The following is a 23,564-nucleotide window of genomic DNA, read 5'->3' as shown; positions in this document are numbered from 1 at the left end:
GGCATTCGCCGCCGAACTCGAAAAGCAACGGGCGGGGTTAACCCCGCCCGTTGCTTCACCCGCGCTCTTGCGCGACAACAACAGTCGGTCTCTGGTTGCCACTGGATGAAAGCCGGGGGTCACGTCAGGCCGTCGCCGCACTCATGGCCGTTTGCTTCTCGCTTGCGCGATCGAAGATCGCGCGGATAAGCCTGTCCTTGTCGCCGGTGAGTATTGCGGCCTTGGCCTTCGCGCGTGACAGCGCGACACAAAGCATCTTCTGGTCGACCAGATTGGTGGAACGGCTGTCGGCGTGGATCAGAACGCGCTTGGCAGTCTGGCGCTTCGTACTTCAAAACAGACTTCCGCTGAGGTGCCGGTTCCAGCCCGTCAACATGAGGAAACCAGCGGACGAGTGAGGAAAGTCGGATAGTTCCCAAATTGCCTAGCCGGCCATCACCCCCGGAAAGGGCAGGATGGTGGCTCCGCTCCGCAACGAATCCAAGAGATCGGACCACCATTGCGCCATCGCAACACGCTCCTTCCAATGGGCGCCGCGGTGCTAGGCCGCGCGGACCTTGTCGCTGTCACCATGCGCCAGCGAGCGTTCGATGGCGTCCGGTGACCACTTGCCTGATTCGTTGAGTAGAGTGCTGGCCATCGCCCGAAAGCCATGTGCCGTCATTTCGTTGCTGGCATAACCAAGTCGCCGCAAGGCCGAATTGAGTGTGTTCTCGGACATCGGCCGCAAGCGCGTGCGCATCGATGGAAAAACATAGCCCGACGACCCGGTGATGGACCGGATTTCCTCCAGGATCGCAATCGACTGACGCGAGAGCGGCACGTGGTGCGGCTTGCGCATCTTCATCTTCTCGGCGGGGATGATCCACAGCCCCGTTTCCAGATTTATCTCATCCCACCGAGCGTGGCGCAATTCGCCGGGGCGAACGAAGACATGCGGTGCGAGTTGCAGCGCCCATTTCGTCATGCCCTGGCCTTGGTAGCCGTCGATGGACCTGAGCAGTTCCCCGACCTGACTGGCTTCAGTTACTGCCCCATAGTGAGTGACCGTTGGCGTCGTCAGCGCGCCGCGCAAGTCCCGCGTGGGATCGGACCTTAGTCGGGCCGTGGCAACGGCATAGCGGAAGACTAGGTCGTGAACCCATAAACGGCACCGCCGAGGCGCCGGAATGGCGAACATATCGGGCCAAAGTGGCCGCCGGGAGGGCTGGGCGCCCTTCCAAGGCCGCTTTGGGTCGAGATGGAAGCCATTCCGGCGTCCCGAAGGGATTTGACCAAAATGGCCCAGCGCTGCGTCGGCAGAGCTTGAAATATCGCCATATTCCTGCGCCCTGCCTCCTTGCGCTGAGCCATTTTGCCTCAAACCTCGACGGCGCCGTTTATGGGTTCACGACCTAGTCGTCGTTCCCTTCGCGCGCGCTTCGGTTGCGCTCCTTCTTGCCGTTGCCTAGGGGCAGGCTGCAACCCCGAAGGAGAAATGTGTGACCACCCCTGAATTCGACGTCGTCGCAATCGGTAACGCCATTGTCGACGTGCTTGCGCAGGCGACCGACGACTTCATCGTCGAACTGGGCGTGGCCAAGGGCTCGATGCAGCTGATCTTCTCTCCTGAAGAAGCCGATGCGCTTTATGCCAAGATGGGGCCGGGACGCGAGGTTTCGGGCGGTTCGGCGGCGAACACGGTCGCGGGGATCGCCTCGCTCGGCGGCAAATGCGGCTTTATCGGCCAGGTGGCGGACGACCAGCTCGGCACCGTGTTCAAACATGACATCAACGCAGCGGGCGTCCATTTCGATACCGCGCCGCGCGCCGGGGATCCGACCACCGCGCGCTGCCTGATCTTCGTGACGCCCGACGGCCAGCGCACGATGAACACCTTTCTCGGCGCGTCGCAATTCCTGCCCGAAAGCGCGCTCGACCTCGATCTGATCGCGCGCGGTGCGATCCTCTATCTCGAAGGCTATCTCTGGGATCCCGAAGAGCCGCGTCAGGCGATGCGCGCTGCGATCGACGTCGCGCGCTCGAACGGACGCAAGGTCGCGTTCACTCTGTCCGACGTGTTCTGCATTTCGCGCCATGGCGACGATTTCCGCGCGCTGCTCGCCGAAGGGCTGCTCGACATCCTGTTCGCCAATGAAAACGAACTGCTTGCGCTCGCGCAGGTCGAGGATTTCGAGGAAGCAGTCGCAAAGATCGCGCCGCAAGTGCCGGTGCTGGTCGTCACCCGTAGCGAAAAGGGCGCGATTGCAATCACCAACGGCGAACGCGCGCAAGTGTCTGCCGAGCCGATCGCCAAGGTGGTCGACACGACGGGCGCAGGCGATCTGTTCGCCGCCGGCTTCCTGCGCGGTCAGGCGCAGGGCAGGAGCGTCGCCGATTCGCTCAAGATGGGCGCGCTCTGCGCAGCCGAGATCATCAGCCATTATGGCGCGCGCCCCGAAGTCGACCTCAAGGCGCTGGTCGAAAAGAAGCTGGGCTGACCCTTTTCCTCCCCACGCGGGGAGGAATGGGTCAAAGCAAAAGGGCCGGGGATCGCTCCCCGGCCCTTTGTTTTTGTCGCCGCCGGCGTCCGGCTTACTCGGCCGGTGCCGGTGCCGGTGCCTCGTCGAACAATTCGCTCGGCGTTTCGCGGCCATGGTCCTTGCCCGCATTGCGGATGCCCTTGGCCAGTTTGAACACCACCGGCGACAGGATCGCGAGCGCCAGCAGGTTGGGCAGCACCATCGTCGCGTTGGAAATATCGCCCAGCCGCCAGATCAGCTCCAGATCGACGGTCGAGCTGACATAGATCACCACGCACCACAGCAGGCGCCAGATGAAATGCAGCGTCTTTTCGCCCTTCGGCGAAGCGCCGGGCAACTGGTCGTAGAGGAAGGTGATCGCGCGTTCGCCATAATAGCTCCAGGTGAGCAAGGTGGTGAACACGAACAACAGCAGCGCGACCGACGCGATCAACGTACCGATCGGAATGCCGGCAATGTCGAGCGGGAATGCCGCGGCAAAGGCACCCGATGTCATCGAAAAGCCGTTGAGATCGGATTGCCACGCATGTTTCACGGCTTCGCCGCCCGCGCTGAAATTGCCCTCCACGGTCAGGATCACCAGTGCCGTCATCGTGCAGATCAGGATCGTGTCGATGAACGTCCCCATCATCGCGAACCGGCCCTGCATCGCGGGGTCGCGGGTCTGCGCGACGGCATGCGCGATCGGCGTTGAACCCTGGCCCGCTTCGTTCGAAAACAGGCCGCGCGCCGCGCCGGCACGGATCGCGACGATCATGCTCGCGCCCAGAAAGCCGCCCAGCGCCGATTGCGGGTTGAATGCCCCGCCAAAGATGCGGGCAAAGGTTTCGGGCAGGTCGCCGAAATTGAGCGCCAGCGCGATCAGCGCCATGATGATATAGGTGATCGCCATGGTCGGCACGATCTTTTCAGCCACTGCGCCGATCGATTTGATGCCGCCGATGATGACGACGAACACTGCGACTGCGGCAATCGCGCCGCCGACCCATTCGTCCAGTCCGGTAAGTTCGTTCACCGAATCGGCAAAGCTGTTCGCCTGAATGCCGTTACCGGTGATCAGGCCCGAAAACAGCACCGCGAGACAGAAAAGCACCGCCAGCCATTTCCATTTCGGCCCCATGCCGAACGTGATGTAGCTCATCGGACCGCCGCGATAATGGCCTTCCGACGTGACTTCGCGATAGCGGATCGCAAGCGAGCCTTCGGCAAAGGCGAGCGACATGCCGAGCAGCGCGGTAATCCACATCCAGAATACCGCTCCGGGCCCGCCCAGCGTGATGGCAGTCGCGACCCCGGCAAGGTTGCCCGTGCCGACCTGACCCGAAAGCGCGGTCGAAAGCGCTGCAAAGGGGGAAATCTCGCCCGCTCCGTTGCCGCCCGATTTGGTGAACAGCGCCTTGAACGCGTGCGGAAGCTGCAGGATCGGATAGAATTTCAGGCCGATCATCAGATACAGGCCGACACCGAACAAGATCACGACCAGCGGTGGAATCGGCAGGATTTCCGCGCCGTTCCACGTGCCGCCCCACAGCAGGTCCGACACATTGGTTACGTGATCGATAAGCGCGGTCCCCGCCGCAGGATCTGCTGCCAAAATTACCCCCCTTTTGGAAACGTCCAAAACGGGAAGCTAACGCAAGCCGCCCCCGGGGGAAAGGCCGTTGTCCCTTGACGCAGCCGACGAATCGTAACATGTAAAGTTACATGAAACGCGATGGTCGACTTTCCGGGGTGCTGCACGTGCTGCTGCACATGGCCGAACAGGATGGCCCGGTAACGTCGGAAATCTTGGCGCAGGCGATGCAGACCAATCCGGTCGTCATCCGGCGGATCATGGCGGGGCTGCGCGAACAGGGTTATGTCGCATCCGAACGCGGCCATGGCGGCGGGTGGCGATTGGCGCGTCCGCTCGATCAGGTGACGCTGGCGGATATCTACGCGGCGCTCGGCGCGCCTTCCCTGTTCGCCATCGGCCATCGCAATGCCGATCCGCAATGCCTGGTCGAACAATCGGTCAACGCCGCGCTCGATGGCGCGCTGGGCGAAGCCGAAGCGGTGCTGCTCGCATCCTTCGCCAATGTCACGCTCGCGCAGCTGTCGGCCGATTTCCACGCGCGCATGGTCGCGCATCCCCACGCTCACAGGGACATTCCGCATGACCGACACGATGACCGAGGATAGCCAGCGCATTTTCCTGCGCCATTTCGACGATGACGCGGCGATTGCCGATTATGCCAACGGGCCGCGCCGGTTCACGCCGGGGCTCGACGCGCTGCACCGCATGACCGGGCTGTTGCTTGCCGAGCGTGCGCCGGAACATGCGCGTATCCTCGTGCTGGGGGCAGGGGGTGGGCTCGAGCTCAGGGCGCTGGCCGATGCCTATCCTGGCTGGCGCTTTGTCGGCGTCGATCCGGCGGGCGCGATGCTGCGGCTGGCGGCGCGCACGGTCGGCGATGCGATGGATCGCGTCGACCTGATCGAAGGGCTGATCGACGATGCGCCCGACGGCCCGTTCGATGGCGCGACGTGCCTGCTGACGCTCCATTTCCTGCCGCCGCAGGCACGCGAGGATACCGTCCGCGCGATCCATCGCCGCCTGCGCCCCGGCGCGCCGTTCGTCGCTGCGCATGGCAGCTTCCCGCGCGGATCGCATGAAGAACAGGTGTGCTGGGTCGATCGCTACATGCACTTCGCCATCGCTTCGGGCGCCGATCCCGAACAGGCGCGGACTGCGCGCGACGCGGTGCTGGCCAGCGGCAACATGTTGTCGCCCGAACAGGATCTCGAAATCCTGCACCGCGGCGGCTTTGCCGATGCTGAACAATTCTACGCCGCCTTTACCTGGCGCGGCTGGGTCGGTCACGCGTGATGCATGAAAAAGGGGCCGACATTGCTGCCGGCCCCTTTTCATCGGTCGTGCGCCGCGATCAGGCGTCCTTGCCGCCCGGCGTATGCGCGCTGCCGATCGGCGGGACCGGCTGCGGCGGGGCGTCGGGATCGTCCTCATGGACGTCGATGATGCCGCGACCCACATGGCTCTTGCGATAGCCATAGAGGAAATAGACGACGAGGCCGATGCCGCCCCAGACCGGGAGCACCATCTTCGCTTCGAACGGCAGGTTGAAGTAGAGCCCCAGCGTACCGAGGATCGCCAGCGGCGCGACGACCCAGACCAGCGGGGTGCGGAACGGACGCGGACGATCCGGCTGGGTACGACGCAGGATCAGCACCGCGATCGCCACCATGAAGAAGGCGAACAGCGTTCCCGAATTGGAAATGTCGGCAAGCTGCCCCACCGGCAGGAACGCGGCAAAGAACGCCACCGCGACACCCGTGATCATCGTCACGATATGCGGCGTTTTCCACTTGGGATGGATCGTCGCCAGCTTTTCGGGAAGCAGGCCATCGCGCGCCATCACGAAGAAGATGCGGGTCTGGCCGAACAACATGATCAGGATGACCGACGGCAGCGCCAGGAAGGCGGCAACGCCGATCAGATCGCCCAGCCGTTCATACCCGATCGTGCGCAGCACATGCGCCAGCGCCTCACGCGAACAGACCAGCGGTTCGGTGGTGACTGCGGCGATCGCCTGACAGCGGTCGGCAAGCTCGGTCGTGCCGGGCGACAGGATTTCGCCGCCCAGGCCGGTTACCGGCTGCGCACCCATCGATCCGATCGCGCCGGCGGCGACGAGCAGATAGAAGACCGTACAGATCGCCAGCGATCCGATCAGGCCGATCGGCACGTTGCGCTGCGGGTTCTTGGTTTCCTCGGCCGCAGTCGAAACCGCGTCGAAACCGACATAGGCGAAGAAGATCGAAGCCGCGGCGCCGACAGCGCCCAGACCCGCGCCATGGCCGTTGCCGAACCAGCCATTGGGCATGAACGGTTCGAAATTCGCACCCTTCATCACCGGCAATGTCAGCGCGATGAACACCGTAAGCGCCGTCACCTTGATCGCCACCAGCACGGCGTTGACGCGCGCGCTTTCGGTGGTGCCGATCATCAGCAACAGCGTGACGAGCAGCGCGATCACCAGCGCGGGCAGGTTGACGATGCCGCCCGCATAGGGCCCGACCGCCAGGATATGAGGCATTTCCACGCCCCAACTGTGTAACAGGCCCACGAAATAGCCCGACCAGCCGACCGACACGGCCGACGCCGCGACGGCATATTCGAGGATCAGCGCCCAGCCGACCATCCAGGCGAGCAATTCGCCCATCACCGCATAGGTATAGGTATAGGCCGAGCCCGAAACCGGCACCATCGACGCGATTTCGGAATAGCAGAGCGCGGCGACGCCGCACACGACGGCTGCAATGACGAACGCCCACATCATCCCCGGGCCGGCCTTTTGCGCCGCTTCGGAAGTGAGGACGAAGATGCCGGTGCCGATGATCGCGCCGACGCCGAGCAGCGTCAGTTGCACCGCGCCCAGCGTGCGCGTCAGCGATTTCTTCTCGGCGGTGGCCAGAATTGCATCGAGTGGCTTGATGCGCCCGAATATCATGGAGGGCCCCTTTGAAAGCCGTGGCGGTTCGATGCCGCCACGTGGTTACGAAAGGCGCGAGCCTAGCGGCGAAATTGCACGGGGCAAGGGCGCATTTACGTCGCGGTAACCGATTGCACCACGGCAGGAATTCGGCATGGGGAAGGGGCGGCGGCCTTCGCGCCGTGCCCCCGGCCTCAATCGTGGGCGAGCATCGGCCCCAATTTGCGCCCGGCAAAGATGTGGACGTGCAGATGCGGGACTTCCTGATGCGCGTCCATCCCGACATTGGCGAGCAACCGGTATCCCGGTTCGACGAACCCGGCCTCGCGCGCCACCTTTCCCACCGCGCGGACAAATCCGGCGATTTCCGCGTCGGACGCGCTGGCCGAAAAATCGTCCCAGCTGACATAGGGGCCCTTGGGAATCACGAGGATGTGATGCGGCGCCTGCGGATTGATGTCGTGGAATGCGAGCGCGAATGCATCCTCATACACCGTCTTGTTCGGAATTTCGCCGCGCAGGATCTTCGCGAAGATATTCTGATCGTCATAGGGCGCGGTGGCGTCGATGGGCATGCGCAGTCTCCTTTCGGTTGCCAAGCGCATAGCCATTCTTCGCCGAGAGGTGTAGGTCGCGCTGGTCGGCGTGACGGAATTGGTAAACGTATCGCACCAGCGGTCCCGACAGGGTGCAGGTTCGATCCCTGCCGCCGGCTAATTTTGACTGGCAGGCAGGGCGATCATGCATCCACGCAAATTTGTTGAAGCAGACCGACCTTCCAACGCCGAATTGGAGGCCGCTGCTCACGAACTGCTGAGCTGGGGGGATCTCCATGGATGGTGGCCGGGCATGGAAACGTCGCTTGAGGCAATAGTCGAACGCATCCTCATGGCCGCTGCCGCGGCGAAGCGTGGTGTTTCCCCCGCCAGAGACTAATCAGGTCGTCATCCCGGGCTTGACCCGGGATCCAGCTTCTTCTGCGGCCGCTGGAAAAAGGCAGCTGGACCCCGGATCAAGTCCGGGGTGACGGCGGGGTTGGCTGTCGAATTGACGGTCAAAGCCGTCGCCCCTGCGCAGGCAGGGGCCTATCGCTGTATCTTGCGGGGATGGGCTGACACAGGCGCGTCGGATCTGTGACCGGGGGTGCGCGGGGCGATAAGCCATGGGTCCCTGCCTGCGCAGGGACGACGGGAATTATCGCGCGTTCGTTGCCTTGGCCCACCCTGCTCTCCCAAACGCCGTGGGCTGAACCTCTCGACCGGGCTCGGGAGAATTTTCGAAGCTCCGTCCTCGCTTCGCCGACGGTCTTTGAAGAAACAGCAGCGCTTCGACAGGCTCAGCGCGAATGGGGCAGGGGCTGCGACCCTATCGTCACCCCCGCGACGCCTTCTCCGCAATCCCCGACATCCCCTCGCGCCGCGCCAGTTCGGCGCGGACGTCGTCCAGGGTCAGCCCGGCATCCGCCAGCAGCACGATCAGGTGAAAGATCAGGTCCGCCGCTTCGCCGGTCAGCGCGGCTTTATCCTCGGCGACCGCCGCGATGGCGGTTTCGACGCCTTCCTCGCCCAGCTTCTGCGCGATTTTCTTGCGGCCTTTGGCCGTTAGCCGCGCGACATAGCTGGTTTCGGGATCGCCGCTGCGGCGTTCGCGGATCGTGGCTTCCAGCCGGTCGAGAATATCGTCATGGGACATGCCACCCGCCTTGCGCGGCTGGGCGCTGCTGTCAATCTTCCGCAGGTTGCGGCGCGTCCTGTTTGCGCTTGCGACGGCGCATCGCGTGGCGAACGAACCACAGCGCGCCTGCGGCAAACACCACCAGCGCGATATCCGAAAGCTGCGGCATGGTGCGCGTCCCCGCTTCGCCCGAATGCGGCGCATAGGCGAGCGCCGGAACGGCAATGAACGCGGGAATCAGAGTGAGCAGTCGAACCATGGCGCCGCTTTTAGCGCGCACCGCTCACCACAAGGTTAAGCGCGAACGGGGATTCCGGCGGCAGCCAGCGCCGCATGCGCCTGCGCAATCGTAGATTCGCCGAAGTGAAAGATCGATGCCGCCAGCACCGCGCTGGCATGGCCGTCGCGTATCCCTTCGACCAGATGCTGCAAATTGCCGACGCCGCCCGATGCGACCACCGGCACCGTCACCTGGTCGGCGATGGCGCGGACCAGCTCGAGGTCGAACCCCTCGCGCGTGCCGTCGCGATCCATCGATGTCAGCAGGATTTCGCCAGCGCCCAGCCGGGCGAGCTTGAGCGCATGTTCGACTGCGTCGATCCCGGTCGGACGGCGCCCGCCATGGGTGAAGACTTCCCATTTGCCCGGCGCCACGCGTCGCGCATCGACCGAGGCGACGACGCATTGGCTGCCCATCTTCTCGGCGATGTCCGACACGACTTCGGGGCGCGAAACCGCGGCGCTGTTCACTGCGACCTTGTCGGCCCCGGCGAGCAGCAGCGCGCGCGCATCCTCGACACTGCGCACCCCGCCGCCCACGGTCAGCGGCATGAAGCACACTTCGGCGGTGCGGCTGACGACATCCAGAAACGTGCCGCGCTCTTCATGGCTTGCGGTGATGTCGAGGAAGCACAGCTCGTCGGCGCCCGCCGCGTCATAGGCGCGCGCCTGCTCGACCGGATCGCCCGCATCGCGCAGTTCGACGAAATTGACGCCCTTGACCACGCGGCCCTCGGCAACGTCGAGACAGGGAATGACGCGCGCCCGGACGGTCATCTCTCCTCCCCGTAGCGGGGAGGGGGACCGCGCCGCGCAGCGGCGTGGTGGAGGGGGGCTGCCACAGGCGAGATCGCGTGGAGGCTATCCCCCTCCGTCAGCGCTTCGCGCTGCCACCTCCCCTTGCCCCAAGCTGCCCCGTTCGTGTCGAGCGAAGTCGAGACACGCTTGTTCAACGCTCCGGACATGTCCCTCGACTGCGCTCGGGACGAACGGGGGAGGGGGTATGCGGAGAAAAGGCTCATCCCTTCGCCACCCGGATCGCTTCGGCCAGATCCAGCCGCCCGTCATAGAGCGCGCGACCGGTGATCACCCCTTCGACGCCGTCGCGGACATGCCCGGTCAGCGCTTCGATATCCCCGATCCCCGCAACGCCGCCGCTGGCGATCACCGGAATATCGACCGCACGGGCGAGCGCCACCGTCGCTTCGACATTGCAGCCCTTGAGCAGCCCGTCGCGCCCCACATCGGTGAACAGCAAAGCGGCAACGCCCGCATCCTCGAACCGCCGGGCGAGTTCTTCGACCGAAACATTGGTCACGTCCGCCCAGCCATTGGTGGCGACCATGCCGTCGCGCGCATCGACCGCGACGACGATCCTGCCGGGATGGACGCGCGCCGCCTCGCGCACCAGCGCGGGATTTTCCATCGCGGCGGTGCCGATCACGATCCGCGCCACGCCGATTTCCAGCCAGCGCTCGATCGTATCGCGCGTGCGGATGCCGCCGCCCAGCTGCACCTTGCCGGGGAACGCGCGGATCGCCTGATCGACTGCCGCGCGATTGACGGTCTTGCCGGCAAAGGCGCCGTCCAGATCGACGACATGAAGATGATCCGCGCCCGCTGCGGCAAATGCCTGCGCCTGCGCGGCAGGGTCTTCGCCATAGACGGTGGCGCGCGCCATATCGCCTTCGGCAAGGCGCACCACCTTGCCGGCCTTGAGGTCGATCGCGGGAAAAACGGTCAGGGACGCCAAGCAAGGAACCTTTCGACCAGCGCAATGCCGTAACGCTGGCTTTTTTCGGGGTGAAACTGGACCCCGACGATATTGTCGCGGCCGATCGCGGCGGTCACCGGACCGCCATGATCGGTCACCGCCAGAATGCCGTCGGTGGCTTCAAACGCAAAGCTGTGCAGGAAATAGGCTTCGCCCGCTTCGATCAGCGGGTGATCGACCAAAGGCGTGACATCGTTCCAGCCCATATGCGGCACGCGGACCGTGTCGGCGGGCAATTGGCGGACGACGCCCGGCATCCAGCCGAGCCCGGCATGGCTGCCCATTTCCTCGCCGGTGGTGGCGAGCAGCTGCATCCCCACGCACACGCCCAGAAACGGCGCGCCGCCGGTCAGCACCCGCGTTTCCAGCGCTTCGACCATGCCGTCGATCCCGCGCAGCCCCGCCGCGCAGGCGCCGAAGGCGCCGACGCCGGGCAACACCACGCGATCGGCGCGCAGCACCGCTTGCGGATCGGCAGTCACCGCGATGTCGCGCGCGCCCGCCGCCTTCAGCGCATTATGCACCGAATGGAGATTGCCCGCGCCATAATCGATCAGCGCGATGCTCATGCCAGCAGCGATTCCAGCCCCGGTGCCGCCATGCTCGGTTCGAACGCGAAATACCGATAATCGGCGACATCGGCGAGCGCGAAGGGGTCGCTCTCGCACCATGCGCGCGCAGCGTCCACATCGCCGCGTACGATCAGCATGCCACCGGTCACCGGCATCTTTCGCCCCGAAAGGACCAGCTTGCCCGCCGCCAGCCCCTCGCGCAGCCATTCCAGATGCGCCGGGCGCAATTCGGTAATCTCGGCGGGGTCGACCTTATAGGTCAGTTCGACGACGGTAAGGCTCACAGCGTCCCCTTGGTGCTCGGAATCACCCCGGCCTTGCGCGGGTCGATCTCGACTGCTTCGCGCAGCGCGCGGGCAAGGCCCTTGAAACAGCTTTCGGCGATATGGTGGTTGTTGTCGCCATACAGCGTCTCGACATGCAGCGTCAGGCCCGCGGTCTGCGAAAAGCTCTGGAACCAATGTTCGAACATTTCGGTGTCCATTTCGCCGAGGCGCTTCTGGCTGAACTGCGTCTTGAACACGCAATAGGGACGCCCGGAGATGTCGATCGCGACGCGCGTCAGCGTCTCGTCCATCGGCGACAGCGCATCGGCATAGCGGCGAATGCCCTTTTTATCATCCAGCGCCTTGGCAACCGCCTCGCCGATGGCAAGCCCGGTATCCTCGACCGTGTGATGCTGGTCGATATGCAGGTCGCCGACCGTCTTTATGTCCATGTCGATCAGCGAATGGCGCGACAGCTGTTCGAGCATATGGTCGAAAAAGCCGATTCCGGTGGAAATCGCATAGGATCCCGTCCCGTCCAGATTGACGGTGACGTCGACCGATGTCTCGCTGGTCTTGCGGCTGACGGTGGCGGTGCGCATGGCGCCTCCATAGCGTTCCTTTGCGTCCATGCAATTCGGATTGACTTGGCGCGGGGCAAGTCTGGCTTGACCGGCGTGGCTCATCCGCTAGCAGTTGGCGCATGAACACTGCCGTACCCGATAGCCTGATTCCCTATGACGAAATCGTGCAGGAGGCCCTGCGCGCCGTGGTCGGCCGGGTGCTGGGGCAGGTTGCCACGACCGGCGGACTGCCCGGATCGCATCATTTCTACATCACGTTCAAGACGCAGGCGCCCGGCGTGGACATCCCCGACCGGCTGATGGAGCGTTTCCCCGACGAAATGACGATCGTCCTCCAGCATCGTTTCTGGGACCTGAAGGTCGATGCGGAGCGATTCTCGGTCGGGCTCAGCTTCAATCAGGTGCCGGCGATGCTGGTCATCCCCTTTGCGGCGATCACCGGCTTCCACGATCCGGCGGTCAATTTCGAACTGCGTTTCCAGGTCAATGACGACCCGGAAAACGATCCCGATTCGTACGAAGAAGCCGAAAATGACGGCGAGGGCGCAGTCGTGACCCAGGCCGAAGACGGCTCGAACGTCGTATCGGTGGATTTCAAGCGGAAGAAGTAATTTGTCCGGGGGACGAATTACTCCGCCGGAGGCAGGTGTGGGGCTGACTGCTCAGAGCTGGCATGGAAACGCCTAAAACCCTTCCCGTGCCGCCATAGTCCACCTAGGCTGACACCATGGCCGGTTCGCAAGATTTCACACCCGATCCCCGCAACGCCAATCTCCTCGTTCACCTGAACGGCGAACTGGTGCCGCATGACGGCGCCAGCGTGTCGATTTTCGATGCGGGATTCGGGCTCGGCGATGGCGTGTGGGAGGGGCTGCGGCTGCATCGCGGGGCGCTGCTGTTCCTCGATGCGCATCTCGACCGGCTCTACGCCGGCGCCGCGGCGATCCGCATCGATATCGGGCTGACCCGCGAGGAAATGCGGGCAGCGCTGCGCGAGTTGCTGATCGCCAACGGCATGAGCGATGGCGCGCATCTCCGCCTGATGGTGACGCGCGGTCGCAAGGCGACGGTCAATCAGGACCCGCGCAACGCGCTCGGCCGCGCAACCATCGTCATCACCGCCGAATATAAGACGCCTGCGCCGATCCCCGGCGGCGGCCTGAAGGTGCAGAGCGTGACCACGCGCACCACCGGCCCGGACATGTTCGACATGCGATTGAATTCGCACAGCCGCCTCAACTTCATCCGCGCGCTGCTCGAAGCGATCGATATCGACCCCGAAGCCGACGAAGCGCTGATGCTCGATCCGCATGGGCATGTCGCCAGTTGCAACGCCACCAACTTCTTCTGGGTAAAGGACGGGGCGGTGTTCGTCGCCGGCGACCGTTACTGTTTCAACGGTATCACGCGCGGCAATGTGATCCTCGCCTGCAACGGCGGCGTCGCGCCGATCCGGCAGGGCAGTTTCCCGCCCGAACGGGTTTGCGAAGCAGACGAAGCCTTTGTCACCGGAACGATGGGCGGCATTACCCCGGTGCGGATGATCGACGGTCGCGCGCTGCCGCACGTCAACGGCCCGGTGACACAGGCGATCGCCGAAGCCTATGCCGTGATGAAGGATGCGGACGCCGCCGCGAACGCGCTGATTTGACGGAGACAGCCATGAATCGCCGCATTGCCCCCGATCACGGCGCGATCAGAATCGCGATGTGGTCCGGCCCGCGCAATTGCTCGACCGCGATGATGCGCGCCTTCGAAAATCGCCCCGATTGCGACGTTTCGGACGAACCCTTCTATGCCGCGTTTCTGGCGGAAACCGGCATCATCCACCCGATGAACGACGCGGTGCTCGCATCGCAGCCCAATGACTGGCGCGATGTCGCCGCGGCGATGGCGGGCGAAGCGCCGCACGGCGCGCCGATCTGGTATCAGAAGCATATGTGCCATCACATGCTCCCCGATTTCGGGCTCGACTGGATGGACGCGGTCACCAACGCCTTTCTGATCCGCCCGCCCGAACAGGTGCTGGCATCGTATATCGTCAAGCGCGGCGACGTGACGCTTCAGGATATCGGCGTCGTCCGCCAGTGCGAATTGTTCGATCGCGTGGCCGATCGCACCGGCACTGCGCCGGTCGTGATCGAAGGCCCGGGCGTGCAGTGCAATCCGCGCGACAGCCTCACGCGCCTTTGCGCCGCACTGGGCATCGCCTTTTCGGAGCGGATGCTGAACTGGCCGCCGGGGCGCCGGGCAAGCGACGGGGCATGGGCGCCGGCATGGTATGACGCAGTGGAAAAATCGACCGGTTTCGCTGCCCCGGCGCGCACCGCGACATTCGAAGACCTTCCCGATGCAGTAAAGCCGATCGCCGAAGCCGCCCGGCCATTTTACGAACGCATGGCGCGCCACGCTATCGCCTGATCTGTATTGCCTTGATAAGACACTTTCGATCGGGCACCATGGGCGCAACGCGGGCGCCGGCATCGGGCCCGAACAGGGAGGAACGATTGGTCGACAGCGAACCCGCCGAAACGATCGCGCTGGAATTGCGCGGCATCGGCAAGGCCTATGGACGCGGCGCCAACGCCAAGCGCGCGGTGGACGATGTCTCGCTCCGCGTGCGTTGTGGTGAGGTCTATGGCTTTCTCGGGCCCAATGGCGCGGGCAAGAGCACCACGATCCGCATGGCGCTCAGCCTCATTCGCCCGACAGCCGGCGAAGCGCTGATCTTCGGGCGGCACCCCACCGAAAAGGGCGCGCTGGCGCGGGTCGGTTCGCTGGTCGATGGCGGCACTTTCTATGGCTTCCTGTCGGGGCGCGACAATCTGCGCGTGCTGGCGCGGACGCAGGGGGGCGACGGTGCCCGGATCGACGAAGTGCTCGAACGCGTCGAACTGGACCGCGATGCAAAGCGCAAGGTGAAGGGATATTCGACCGGGATGAAGCAGCGGCTGGGCGTCGCCGCGGCATTGCTCGACAATCCCGATCTGGTGATCCTCGACGAACCCGCCAATGGCCTCGATGCCGCCGGGATTCAGGACATGCGCGCGCTGATCCGCGGTCTTGCCGCCGAAGGCAAGGCGGTGTTCCTGTCGAGTCACTTGCTCCACGAAGTCGAACAGATTTGCGACCGCGTCGCTGTCGTCCACAAGGGCAAGCTGCTGCGCGAAGCGACGGTCGGCGAATTGCTCGATGTCGGCGATGCCCTGCGCATCGAAGCGGAACCGGGCGATGCCGCGCTTGCCGCATTGGGTGGGCGCTGGCCTGCCCAGCGCACCGAAACCGGACTGACCGTTCAGGCGAGCCGCGCCGACACGCCCGAAATCGTGCGCCAGCTCGCCGCCGCCAATGTCGATATCTTCGCAATCGGCCCCGACGGCCACAGCCTGGAAGACATCTTCCTCACCATGACGAGGGACAGCGATGCTTGATGCCGTTTATGCCGAAGCGCTGAAGCTTCGCCGCCATCGCGCCACCTGGCTGATGGTGTGGATCTATCCGATTGTCGTCGCGCTGATCCTGATCGGCGTGCTGCTCTATGGCGCGGTTGCGCCGGCCGGCGAGGCCGGGACGACCGCCACTGCCGAGCAATGGATCAACAACACGCTGATTTTCTGGGAGATTCCCAAATCCGCGCCGGGTCGGTTCCTGATCGCGGGCTTTGCCGCGCTGGTTTTTGCCGGCGAATATGGCTGGAATACCTGGAAACTGATCATTCCCGCCCGCGCCCGTTGGCAATTGATTGCCGCCAAATGGGTGGTCGTGGTCGGCTTCGTGCTCATTTCGCTGATCGTCACCGATCTGATCGGGCTGATCGGCGAACTGCTCGGCAGCCTTCAGGGCGAAGCGATTCCCGCAGGCGTGACGATCGGAGCGCTGCTGGAAGCCCATATCCGCGCGATTGGCTTTGCGCTGGCGCCGATCCTCTACACCGTCGCCTTTGCCGGGCTGTTCGGGGTACTGACGCAATCGATCCTCGCGACGGTAATCCTGTCGATCGCACTGGTGATCATCGAGGGGTTGTTGCCGCTGCTCGCGGTGCTCGGCCATAATTACATGCCGGGGATCAGCACGCCGCTGATCGAAGTGCTGCCGCTCTATCACGTCGCCAATGTCATGGCCTGGGCCAAGGGGCAGGGGATGACACTCGCGCTCGGCCCCGATGCGGCAATCGGATTCAGCTTCGGCGCATCGCTCGCGATTCTCTCCGCATGGATCGCCGCCGCCGCCGCAGCCACCCAGCTGCGCTTCGCCCGGCAGGATCTGAACTAGGCGCGATCAGGCCGGGTCGATGACCCGGCCCACCCGCACCAACAGCCCGCTGGGGTCGCTTAGCGAAAATTCATAGGTGCCCCAGGGGCGGGCCTTGGGCGCATCGGGTTCGATGATCAGCTCGCGCACCTGCTGCGCCAGCGCATCGACATCCTCGACATAGAGGTAGAGCCCGAACGGATTATCCTCGATATGCCGCGGCCAGCCGGGCATGTGATTGAGGTGCAGGTGCCAGCCCCGGCCATCGGCCAGGATGCGATACTGGCCGTAATCGCTGACCACATCGAAACCGAGCCGCCGGTAAAAGGCCTCGCTGGCGTTCAGATCGCTGCTCGGCACGATCGCAACTACATGATGGTTCATATCCGGCATCTCCGTTCGCCATGATGGTGGCGGGATGGCGGAGGTTGCCGCGCCTTGCCAATAGCGAAACCGGCCGATCGCACGCGTTCCGGACAAATGTGTGAAAATGTCCGGATGGACTTGGCGGCTCGTCCGTATCAGCATGTGCCGATGCAACCGCCCGCTTCCCCCGGTCGCCAGAGCGCGGCGACTCATGCCGCGATCCTGCGCGCCTTCACCGCGCTGGCGCTCGAACGGCGCTATGAAGCGATCCGGGTAGGCGACATCATCCGCGCGGCGAATATCGGCAGATCGACCTTCTACGAGCATTTCACCGGCAAGGATGCAGTGATGCTCGAGGCGACTGCGCCGATCCTGCTCGCACTGGCAACGGCAGCATCCGGCCGCGCCGCGCGCAGCTACGTGCGCAACATGGTGGCGCATCTGTGGGACCGCCGCGCGCTGATCCGCCCGCTGCTTGACTCCGAAGCCGCCGGGGCGATCCGCCGCAGCCTGTCCGAAGCCATCCTCCCGCATGCCCTGCGCGCGGGCCATGCCGAAGGCGACGCGCACATCGCCGCAACCGGCGCGGCGGCGGCCCAACTCGCCATGCTTCGCTGCTGGCTGATCGGCGAAGCGCCGAGCAACATCGATGCGATGACCGAAAGGATGCTGGCCTGTTCGCGGCTGGTTGCCAGGAAAGCCTAACCCTGATCATTCCTGTCGCCCCTGCGCAGGCAGGGGCCCATCTCTGTAGCGTTGGTGGAACCGGCAGACACGCGAGGGCGAGGAATGTGTCAGGCTAACCCGCGTGACGAAAGAGAAACAGGCCCCTGCCTGCGCAGGGGCGACGGGGGAGGCCGTCGCTGTCAAAGATGCTTAGCTCGCACGAATGCGTTTAGCCGGCGGTATTTGCCGACGCATCGAATGGTTGAGCGAAATTCTGCTTCAACATCGTCGCCGGCGCCACCTCGCTGCCCATATGCTGGATAAATGCTGCTTTCAGACCATCCGACCAGCGCTCAATATCACGTGAGAGATCGTTTCCGTCGCCTTCCGCCCGGAGGACCAGCGTGGCAAACGCTTCGGCTGTGATCATTCCTGATGCCGGGAGCAGGTCGCAGACGTGAGTAGGTTGATCGTTCACGATCCCTCCGCAAAAGCCATGTCTGGCAAGACTGGCGAGCAGTAGATCAAACGCGCCGGGATGGACGATCTCCGTCTCGCGCGCCGCGCTTTCGCACCAGAAATTGACTAAATATCTTCCCACCGAGAGAAAGGTGCGATCGCACTGGCCAGCGGCGCAATCCTGAATTCTTCCTCATTCGGGCTCAAAATGAAGGTGACTTCTTCCTCGCCCTCATTCTCATAAACGAAAATCGGCATAGCCGCTGCTCTACTACATCGCCGAGGCATGCGGACAGCGCCTTCGAAATTCACGGATATGTGCCGATACCACCGCTGCTGGCCACCCATCCTCGACGGGTGCAGGCTTCGCTGTCCTACATACGCAATCTGTGTCTAAATCGCGGGACGATGCCTGTCCTCGCACATCCTTCAGCCACCCCGCGTTTTGCGTCGGTGCCGGTGCGGAGGGGAAAAGAGGCGGGACGTGTCGTAAACTTCCTAAACTTCCGGGGCGTCCCCGGTACCGGCGTTGCGCCGCTTGGCATCGCCCCGATTCGCGCGCTAGAGCGCCCGCGACTCCCGTGCTGGGAATGCGCGGGACCGGATGTCAAAAAGGAAACACGCCCGTGACCACCCGCACCGAAACCGATTCGATCGGCGCCATCGAAGTTCCCGCCGACGCCTATTGGGGCGCACAGACCCAGCGTTCGATTCAGAACTTCCCGTTCGGCAGCCAGGAACGCATGCCGATCGGCATCGTCCATGCGCAGGCGATCGTGAAACAGGCGGCGGCGCGGGTGAACAGGAAGCACGGGCTCGACCCCAAAATCGCCGATGCGATCGAAGCGGCGGCGCAGGAAGTGATCAGCGGCAAGCTCGACGATCAGTTCCCGCTGGTGATCTGGCAGACCGGCAGCGGCACCCAGACCAACATGAACGTCAACGAAGTGATCGCCGGTCGCGCCAATGAAATGCTGTCCGGCACGCGCGGCGGCAAATCGCCGGTCCACCCGAACGATCACGTCAACATGTCGCAATCGTCGAACGACAGCTTCCCCACCGCGCTCCATGTCGCGGCGGCGCTGGCGGCGCGCGATGTGCTCGATCCCGCGCTCGACCGGCTCGAAGGCGCGCTGACCAACAAGGCAAAGGCATGGGATCACATCGTCAAGATCGGCCGCACCCATACGCAGGACGCAACGCCGCTGACGCTCGGCCAGGAGTTCTCGGGCTATGCCGCACAGCTGATCAGCTGCAAGGCGCGGCTCGACGGCGCGCGTAACGGCAACCTCAAGAAACTCGCCATCGGCGGCACGGCGGTCGGCACCGGCCTCAATGCTCCGGAAGGCTGGGCCGAGGATATGTGCGCCGCGATCAGCGACATTTCGGGCATGGAATTCGAACCCGCGCCGAACAAGTTCGAACAGCTTGCGGCGAAGGACGGGCTGGTCTTCTTCTCGGGCGCGCTCAACACGCTGGCGGTCGCGCTCAACAAGATCGCCAACGACATCCGCTTTTTGGGTTCCGGCCCGCGTTCGGGTCTGGGCGAATTGTCGCTGCCCGCGAACGAGCCGGGCAGCTCGATCATGCCGGGCAAGGTCAATCCCACGCAGTGCGAATCGCTGACGATGCTGGCGGCACAGGTCGTCGGCAACCATCAGGCAGTGACCGTCGGCGGCATGCAGGGCCATTTCGAACTCAATGTGTTCATGCCGCTGATCGGTGCGAATGTGATGCGTTCGATCGACCTGATGGCGGTCGGCATGGTCAATTTCGCCGAACGCTGTGTCGACGGGATCGAAGCCAATGAACAGCAGATCGCCGATCTGGTCGGCCGCTCGCTGATGCTGGTGACGGCGCTGGCGCCGGCGATCGGCTATGACAACGCCGCCAAGATCGCCAAGAACGCGCATGAAAAGGGGCTGACGCTCAAGGAAAGCGGGCTCCAGCTCGGCCTGGTCGATGAAGCGACGTTCGACCAATATGTCCGCCCGGAAACGATGCTGGGTCGATGATGCAACCATCTTCCTCCCCCGCAAGGGGGAGGGGGACCAGCGAAGCTGGCGGAGGGGGCGGAGACGGGGGGGGTGTTGAAGGATAGCAAGCGATCCGCCGTCCTCCCCCTCCGTCACCTTCGGTGACACCTCCCCCTGGCGGGTGAGGAAGGATGCGGGGTCAAACCCGATCCGTTTGCACTGAGCTTGTCGAAGTGCTGCTCTTTCTAAGTCTCGATTGAAGAAGGCAGGTGAGGGCCTCGACGGGCTTAGCGCGAACGGAAATCGCTTCGCTGTTGTTGTGTCCCGCGGGAACTTCCTGCGCGCTCCGGCGCTTTCCCTCCGAACTGAAATTCGGGAGGAAAATCATGGGTGCTACAACGACCGGAGCCGTTATCGGCGGTGCAATCGACGCGATGAGCGGTGATGACGGCATTACCGACGGCGCAATGAAGGGCGCAATCATCGCCAATGTCCTCAAATTCACGCTGCCGGTCGTGGTCACCGCTGCGGTGGGATATGCGGCCTATCGCGGCGCAAAGTCGCTCTGGTACGATGTCGCATCCAGCCCGCGCCAGCACGCATGAGCGGTCGCGGCATCAAAAGCGCAGTTGCGGCGCTCGCGCTTCAGCGTGTTCTGCGCTTCGGTCCGATCGGCTGGGCGGCGGCGGGCGGCTATGCGCTCTGGCGCCTGCATCGCGACCGCAAGAAATCCCGCGAGGAAACGGCGCAAGGCTGATCTGTTGCGCATTTGCGCACGTGGGTGCTTGACGGGAACCGTTGCGCCGCGCCACTAGCGCGCATGCCCCACAGCCACGAACAGGATCCGCACGGCCTAAAGCGACGCGGCGTATTATTCGTCCTTTCCTCGCCTTCCGGTGCCGGCAAATCGACGATCGCACGCAAATTGCTGGCGAGCGACCCCGATCTGACGATGTCGGTATCCTATACGACGCGTCCGATGCGCCCCGGCGAACAGGAAGGCGTGGATTATCATTTCGTCGATACCGAGACGTTCCGGTCGATGGTGTCGGCCAACGAATTCCTCGAATGGGCGCATGTCTTCGATCATCGCTATGGCACGCCGAAGCAAAGCGTCTTTTCGATGCTGGCGGCCGGGCATGACGTGTTGTTCGACATCGACTGGCAAGGCGCGCAGCAGCTGTTTCAGCTTGCCGGCGGCGACGTGGTTCGCGTCTTCATCCTGCCGCCGTCGATGGAGGAACTGCACAAAAGGCTGATCGCGCGCGCCACCGATTCGGAGGACGTCATCAATCGCCGCATGGCGCGGGCCGCGGGCGAAGTCAGCCATTGGGACGGCTATGACTATGTTCTGGTGAACGACGATGTCGAAAAATGCTATGAGCAGGTCAGGACGATCCTGGCTGCAGAGCGTATCCGGCGTTCGCGACAGACCGGATTGATCGGATTCATCCGGGGGCTGCTCAAATAGCCTCGGACTAATTTAGGGGGAGTGCGTCATGCCGAAGCTGTTGGTTGGCGGTGTCGTCGGTGGTGTCGCAATGTGGCTGGTGGGCTTCCTGTTCTGGGGCACGCCGCTCAGTTATCTGGCGTATAAGATCGCGCCCGATGCCGACGGACTGGCGGTTCAGGACTCGCTTGCGCTGCATCTCGGGCCGACCGGCTCCGGTGCCTATCCGATTCCGTGGCCGGGCACGACGGCGGGGACGTCCGCCTATGGCAACGGCCCGACTGCGTTGGTGCTGTTCAACGACCATGGCTTTCCGGTGGTGGACAGCAGCGCGCTGATCGGCGGGCTGGTTCTCGCGATCGTCTGTTCGCTGATTATCGCCTTCGCTCTGCGCAGCTTCGCGACGGGGGCGAGTTTCGGTACGCGGATGAAGCTGGTGGCGTTCTTTGCCGTTGCGATCACCGCCTATGTCGATCTCGGCCAGCCGGTCTTCAATCACGCGCCCTGGGGCTATTTCGTCTATCTGTGGGTCAGCGACCTACTGACGTTCCTGGTCGCCGGTGCGGTGATTTCGCGCTGGTTCCTGCCGAAGCAGCTGCCCGGCGCGAATTAAGCCAGCAGGGCGAGCAAACGGGCGCCCGCGTCGAAATCGGCGCGGTGCACCTCGCGGGCCTTCTGTGCGAGGCTGTCCTCGCCCCATTGTTCGGCCTGCCAGTCCTCATCGACATGCGCGGCGACCCAGACCGCGTCGCGAGTCGCCGCGCCTTCCAGCATCGCAAGCGCAGCGACCAGCGACCCGCTGATCGTCACCAGCGGCGACAGGCCCGCCAGTTCGAACGGCGATCGTTGCCTGACTGCGTGCGACAGGCGCCGGGTCGTGGCCTCGGGCTGGGGACGGTGCATCACGCCGGCAACGGTTTCGAAACGCACATCATAGTGTCGCGCCGCCCAGTCGAGCAGCGGATCCCAATGTGCGACCTGCCGCGCGACCAGTTCGGCGGGCGTATCGGCGCGATAGCAGAGCAGGTCGCTCTCGCCATAAGCGGCAAGGCCGGCGGCAAAATCGTCTGCGGCAGGGCCGATGCGATCGATCGCCGCGTTGGCAAGCCCGGTCAACGGCATGGCGCGCGGGTCGATCTGTATGTCCACGGCGCGCCATTCGTCCGCAATCGCCTGAGCAAGCACGTGAGTCGGCACGGCCAGACGCACCCGGCCCGGTGTGTTCACCGGTCGTTCGTCGAGCGCGATGCCGAAGCCGCTGCCGTCCCGTTCGGCAACGGTCACTTCCGTCCAGAAACGTTTCATTGCGCGGGGGGCGTGCGCCAGCGTCGGGCCATGGCGCGCGGCACCACCGCCATGACATAAAGCCCGCTGAGCAGAATCGCGCCGCCCAGCACCGTAAGCTCCCAGCTCGTCGCGCGCCCGGCCAGGATCAGGCCGAATACAGCGCCCGCAACGGCGAGGATATTCACGCCCGCCATCATGAAATAGCGATTGCGCGCCAGCTTGTCGGATTCGGTCATGATGCGATCTTAGTCGATTGCGCGGTCGGCGGGGAAGGGGGCGCGCAAAGACCGTTGAGATGCGCGGGCAGGTGCAGCGCATGATCGGTGACGATCCGCGCGCCCGCGCTCAGCAATTCCGCCGGGGCATGATAGCCCCAGGATACGCCGACTCCATGCGCTCGCGCCGCCGCGGCCATCGCCATGTCGAAGCTGGTATCGCCGATCACCACCGTCGTTTCAGGGGCTGCGCCGGCCTCTGCCATCGCGGTTTCCACCATCGATGGATGCGGTTTGGAAGGGTGGCGATCGGCCGTCTGCAGCGTTACGAAACGCCGTTTCAGGCCATGATATTCCAGAATATGGTGCAGCCCGCGGTCGGACTTTCCCGTCGCTACGCCGAGCAACCAGCCGTCGTCTTCCAATGCGGCCAGCGTATCGGCAATACCGTCGAACAGCGGTTCTTCGTCGAGCGTACCCGTCCGGCGCATCGCCTGAAACGTCCGCTTATAGTCTTCGGCCATCGTCCGGTGCAGCGCGTCGTCGGCGTCCGGCACCAGCTTCGCAATCGCTTCGACCAGGCTAAGCCCGACAATCTGGCGGATCGCCGCGCGGTCGGGCGGAACAAGACGGGCGATGGAGAAACATTCCTCCATCGCCCGGCAGATGTTGGCCTGGCTGTCGACCAGCGTTCCATCGCAGTCGAACAGTGCCAGATGATTCACGCTAA

The 23,564-nt window shown here is 64.1% G+C and carries 29 protein-coding genes and 2 pseudogenes; 15 read left to right on the top strand and 16 right to left on the bottom strand.

The features are described 5' to 3' along the window. Nucleotides 1-424: 424 nt before the first annotated feature. Nucleotides 425-1,129 (bottom strand): annotated as a pseudogene (locus DKB74_RS08430) (tyrosine-type recombinase/integrase); the annotation flags it as partial. Between the two features lie 352 nt (nucleotides 1,130-1,481). Between DKB74_RS08430 and DKB74_RS08425 the strand changes: the two are divergent. After that, entirely contained in the window at nucleotides 1,482-2,480 is a 999-nt protein-coding gene (locus DKB74_RS08425) for an adenosine kinase (protein WP_109807643.1), read from the top strand. A gap of 94 nt (nucleotides 2,481-2,574) precedes the next feature. On the opposite strand, the gene DKB74_RS08420 is transcribed toward DKB74_RS08425, so the two are convergent. Further along, the gene (locus DKB74_RS08420; RefSeq protein ID WP_205007855.1) at nucleotides 2,575-4,116 is read right to left on the bottom strand and encodes an alanine/glycine:cation symporter family protein; all 1,542 of its coding nucleotides are present in this window, start codon (nucleotides 4,114-4,116) and stop codon (nucleotides 2,575-2,577) included. Nucleotides 4,117-4,226: 110 nt separating this feature from the next. On the opposite strand from DKB74_RS08420, the gene DKB74_RS08415 reads away from it, so the two are divergent. Continuing rightward, nucleotides 4,227-4,703 carry an RrF2 family transcriptional regulator gene (locus DKB74_RS08415; protein WP_109807642.1) on the top strand — a complete coding sequence of 159 codons (477 nt, stop codon included), beginning with the start codon at nucleotides 4,227-4,229 and terminating at the stop codon, nucleotides 4,701-4,703. After that, nucleotides 4,678-5,391 carry a class I SAM-dependent methyltransferase gene (locus DKB74_RS08410; RefSeq protein WP_239987429.1) on the top strand — a complete coding sequence of 238 codons (714 nt, stop codon included), beginning with the start codon at nucleotides 4,678-4,680 and terminating at the stop codon, nucleotides 5,389-5,391. The genes DKB74_RS08415 and DKB74_RS08410 overlap by 26 nt, the downstream gene beginning before the upstream one ends. 58 nt (nucleotides 5,392-5,449) lie before the next feature. Here the strand turns inward: DKB74_RS08410 and DKB74_RS08405 are convergent, their stop codons facing one another. Together DKB74_RS08405 and DKB74_RS08400 are read right to left on the bottom strand one after the other, a co-directional pair. After that, nucleotides 5,450-7,033, bottom strand: coding sequence for an amino acid permease (locus tag DKB74_RS08405; RefSeq protein WP_109807641.1), 1,584 nt, complete (start codon nucleotides 7,031-7,033; stop codon nucleotides 5,450-5,452). Between the two features lie 176 nt (nucleotides 7,034-7,209). Then, nucleotides 7,210-7,590, bottom strand: coding sequence for a histidine triad nucleotide-binding protein (locus DKB74_RS08400; RefSeq protein ID WP_109807640.1), 381 nt, complete (start codon nucleotides 7,588-7,590; stop codon nucleotides 7,210-7,212). A gap of 64 nt (nucleotides 7,591-7,654) precedes the next feature. On the opposite strand from DKB74_RS08400, the pseudogene DKB74_RS08395 reads away from it, so the two are divergent. Then, nucleotides 7,655-7,730: pseudogene (locus DKB74_RS08395) on the top strand. Nucleotides 7,731-8,386: 656 nt separating this feature from the next. Here DKB74_RS08395 and DKB74_RS08390 read toward each other — a convergent pair. The 7 genes from DKB74_RS08390 to hisB all read right to left on the bottom strand — a co-directional run bounded on the left by DKB74_RS08390 (nucleotide 8,387) and on the right by hisB (nucleotide 12,182). Then, nucleotides 8,387-8,707 (bottom strand): phosphoribosyl-ATP diphosphatase, encoded by a 321-nt coding sequence (locus DKB74_RS08390; RefSeq protein WP_109807639.1) that lies wholly within the window; start codon nucleotides 8,705-8,707, stop codon nucleotides 8,387-8,389. Nucleotides 8,708-8,738: 31 nt separating this feature from the next. After that, entirely contained in the window at nucleotides 8,739-8,948 is a 210-nt protein-coding gene (locus DKB74_RS18985; protein WP_109807638.1) for a hypothetical protein, read from the bottom strand. A gap of 35 nt (nucleotides 8,949-8,983) precedes the next feature. Then, nucleotides 8,984-9,745 (bottom strand): imidazole glycerol phosphate synthase subunit HisF, encoded by a 762-nt coding sequence (gene hisF / locus DKB74_RS08380; RefSeq protein ID WP_109807637.1) that lies wholly within the window; start codon nucleotides 9,743-9,745, stop codon nucleotides 8,984-8,986. Nucleotides 9,746-9,986: 241 nt separating this feature from the next. Beyond that, nucleotides 9,987-10,721: a 1-(5-phosphoribosyl)-5-[(5-phosphoribosylamino)methylideneamino]imidazole-4-carboxamide isomerase gene (gene hisA, locus DKB74_RS08370; protein ID WP_109807635.1), complete on the bottom strand. Its 735-nt coding sequence runs from the start codon at nucleotides 10,719-10,721 to the stop codon at nucleotides 9,987-9,989. Then, nucleotides 10,709-11,311 carry an imidazole glycerol phosphate synthase subunit HisH gene (gene hisH, locus DKB74_RS08365; protein ID WP_109807634.1) on the bottom strand — a complete coding sequence of 201 codons (603 nt, stop codon included), beginning with the start codon at nucleotides 11,309-11,311 and terminating at the stop codon, nucleotides 10,709-10,711. Before hisH ends, hisA begins: the two co-directional genes overlap by 13 nt. Further along, nucleotides 11,308-11,598 (bottom strand): YciI family protein, encoded by a 291-nt coding sequence (locus DKB74_RS08360; protein ID WP_109807633.1) that lies wholly within the window; start codon nucleotides 11,596-11,598, stop codon nucleotides 11,308-11,310. The genes hisH and DKB74_RS08360 overlap by 4 nt, the downstream gene beginning before the upstream one ends. Beyond that, nucleotides 11,595-12,182, bottom strand: a complete 588-nt coding sequence (gene hisB / locus DKB74_RS08355; protein WP_109807726.1) for an imidazoleglycerol-phosphate dehydratase HisB — start codon at nucleotides 12,180-12,182, stop codon at nucleotides 11,595-11,597. The genes DKB74_RS08360 and hisB overlap by 4 nt, the downstream gene beginning before the upstream one ends. Before the next feature lie 101 nt (nucleotides 12,183-12,283). Here hisB and DKB74_RS08350 point away from each other — a divergent pair, with 101 nt between their 5' ends. The 5 genes from DKB74_RS08350 to DKB74_RS08330 all read left to right on the top strand — a co-directional run bounded on the left by DKB74_RS08350 (nucleotide 12,284) and on the right by DKB74_RS08330 (nucleotide 16,436). Further along, entirely contained in the window at nucleotides 12,284-12,775 is a 492-nt protein-coding gene (locus DKB74_RS08350) for an SspB family protein (protein ID WP_109807632.1), read from the top strand. Nucleotides 12,776-12,891: 116 nt separating this feature from the next. Further along, on the top strand, nucleotides 12,892-13,815 hold the full coding sequence (locus tag DKB74_RS08345; protein WP_109807631.1) for an aminotransferase class IV: 924 nt from the start codon (nucleotides 12,892-12,894) through the stop codon (nucleotides 13,813-13,815). Nucleotides 13,816-13,826: 11 nt separating this feature from the next. Further along, nucleotides 13,827-14,585, top strand: coding sequence for a sulfotransferase-like domain-containing protein (locus DKB74_RS08340; RefSeq protein WP_205007854.1), 759 nt, complete (start codon nucleotides 13,827-13,829; stop codon nucleotides 14,583-14,585). 86 nt (nucleotides 14,586-14,671) lie between these two features. Next, the gene (locus tag DKB74_RS08335; RefSeq protein WP_205007853.1) at nucleotides 14,672-15,595 is read left to right on the top strand and encodes an ABC transporter ATP-binding protein; all 924 of its coding nucleotides are present in this window, start codon (nucleotides 14,672-14,674) and stop codon (nucleotides 15,593-15,595) included. After that, entirely contained in the window at nucleotides 15,588-16,436 is an 849-nt protein-coding gene (locus DKB74_RS08330) for an ABC transporter permease (protein ID WP_109807629.1), read from the top strand. Before DKB74_RS08335 ends, DKB74_RS08330 begins: the two co-directional genes overlap by 8 nt. 6 nt (nucleotides 16,437-16,442) lie before the next feature. On the opposite strand, the gene DKB74_RS08325 is transcribed toward DKB74_RS08330, so the two are convergent. After that, nucleotides 16,443-16,799 (bottom strand): VOC family protein, encoded by a 357-nt coding sequence (locus DKB74_RS08325; RefSeq protein WP_109807724.1) that lies wholly within the window; start codon nucleotides 16,797-16,799, stop codon nucleotides 16,443-16,445. Nucleotides 16,800-16,949: 150 nt separating this feature from the next. Here DKB74_RS08325 and DKB74_RS08320 point away from each other — a divergent pair, with 150 nt between their 5' ends. Next, complete coding sequence (locus DKB74_RS08320; protein ID WP_161956836.1) at nucleotides 16,950-17,486, top strand: TetR/AcrR family transcriptional regulator; 537 nt, start codon at nucleotides 16,950-16,952, stop codon at nucleotides 17,484-17,486. Between the two features lie 190 nt (nucleotides 17,487-17,676). On the opposite strand, the gene DKB74_RS08315 is transcribed toward DKB74_RS08320, so the two are convergent. Beyond that, nucleotides 17,677-17,925 carry a hypothetical protein gene (locus DKB74_RS08315; RefSeq protein WP_145960928.1) on the bottom strand — a complete coding sequence of 83 codons (249 nt, stop codon included), beginning with the start codon at nucleotides 17,923-17,925 and terminating at the stop codon, nucleotides 17,677-17,679. Nucleotides 17,926-18,496: 571 nt separating this feature from the next. On the opposite strand from DKB74_RS08315, the gene fumC reads away from it, so the two are divergent. The 5 genes from fumC to DKB74_RS08295 all read left to right on the top strand — a co-directional run bounded on the left by fumC (nucleotide 18,497) and on the right by DKB74_RS08295 (nucleotide 21,945). After that, nucleotides 18,497-19,921 (top strand): class II fumarate hydratase, encoded by a 1,425-nt coding sequence (gene fumC, locus DKB74_RS08310; protein ID WP_109807626.1) that lies wholly within the window; start codon nucleotides 18,497-18,499, stop codon nucleotides 19,919-19,921. A 347-nt stretch (nucleotides 19,922-20,268) separates the two neighbouring features. After that, the gene (locus DKB74_RS08305) at nucleotides 20,269-20,487 is read left to right on the top strand and encodes a hypothetical protein (RefSeq protein WP_109807625.1); all 219 of its coding nucleotides are present in this window, start codon (nucleotides 20,269-20,271) and stop codon (nucleotides 20,485-20,487) included. Beyond that, nucleotides 20,484-20,639, top strand: a complete 156-nt coding sequence (locus tag DKB74_RS18695; protein WP_154670830.1) for a hypothetical protein — start codon at nucleotides 20,484-20,486, stop codon at nucleotides 20,637-20,639. The genes DKB74_RS08305 and DKB74_RS18695 overlap by 4 nt, the downstream gene beginning before the upstream one ends. A 63-nt stretch (nucleotides 20,640-20,702) precedes the next feature. Further along, the gene (gene gmk, locus DKB74_RS08300; protein WP_109807624.1) at nucleotides 20,703-21,353 is read left to right on the top strand and encodes a guanylate kinase; all 651 of its coding nucleotides are present in this window, start codon (nucleotides 20,703-20,705) and stop codon (nucleotides 21,351-21,353) included. A gap of 28 nt (nucleotides 21,354-21,381) precedes the next feature. Then, nucleotides 21,382-21,945: a hypothetical protein gene (locus DKB74_RS08295; RefSeq protein ID WP_109807623.1), complete on the top strand. Its 564-nt coding sequence runs from the start codon at nucleotides 21,382-21,384 to the stop codon at nucleotides 21,943-21,945. Here the strand turns inward: DKB74_RS08295 and DKB74_RS08290 are convergent. From DKB74_RS08290 to DKB74_RS08280, 3 genes are read right to left on the bottom strand one after another with little or no spacing between them, the layout of a single operon-like run. Continuing rightward, on the bottom strand, nucleotides 21,942-22,637 hold the full coding sequence (locus DKB74_RS08290) for an ATP12 family chaperone protein (RefSeq protein WP_109807622.1): 696 nt from the start codon (nucleotides 22,635-22,637) through the stop codon (nucleotides 21,942-21,944). The two genes, DKB74_RS08295 and DKB74_RS08290, sit on opposite strands and share 4 nt — an antisense overlap. Continuing rightward, nucleotides 22,634-22,855 (bottom strand): hypothetical protein, encoded by a 222-nt coding sequence (locus DKB74_RS08285; protein WP_109807621.1) that lies wholly within the window; start codon nucleotides 22,853-22,855, stop codon nucleotides 22,634-22,636. Before DKB74_RS08285 ends, DKB74_RS08290 begins: the two co-directional genes overlap by 4 nt. Further along, a complete protein-coding gene (locus DKB74_RS08280; protein WP_109807620.1) occupies nucleotides 22,852-23,559 on the bottom strand; it encodes an HAD-IA family hydrolase in 708 nt (235 codons plus the stop codon). The genes DKB74_RS08285 and DKB74_RS08280 overlap by 4 nt, the downstream gene beginning before the upstream one ends. Nucleotides 23,560-23,564 lie beyond the last annotated feature (5 nt).

Origin of the sequence: Stakelama portus (assembly GCF_003171655.1) — a bacterium.
In the GTDB taxonomy this organism is placed as follows: Bacteria; Pseudomonadota; Alphaproteobacteria; order Sphingomonadales; family Sphingomonadaceae; genus Sphingomonas; species Sphingomonas portus.
The sequence above is the reverse complement of the archived record's forward strand: the minus strand, read 5'-3'. Positions and strand labels throughout refer to the sequence as shown.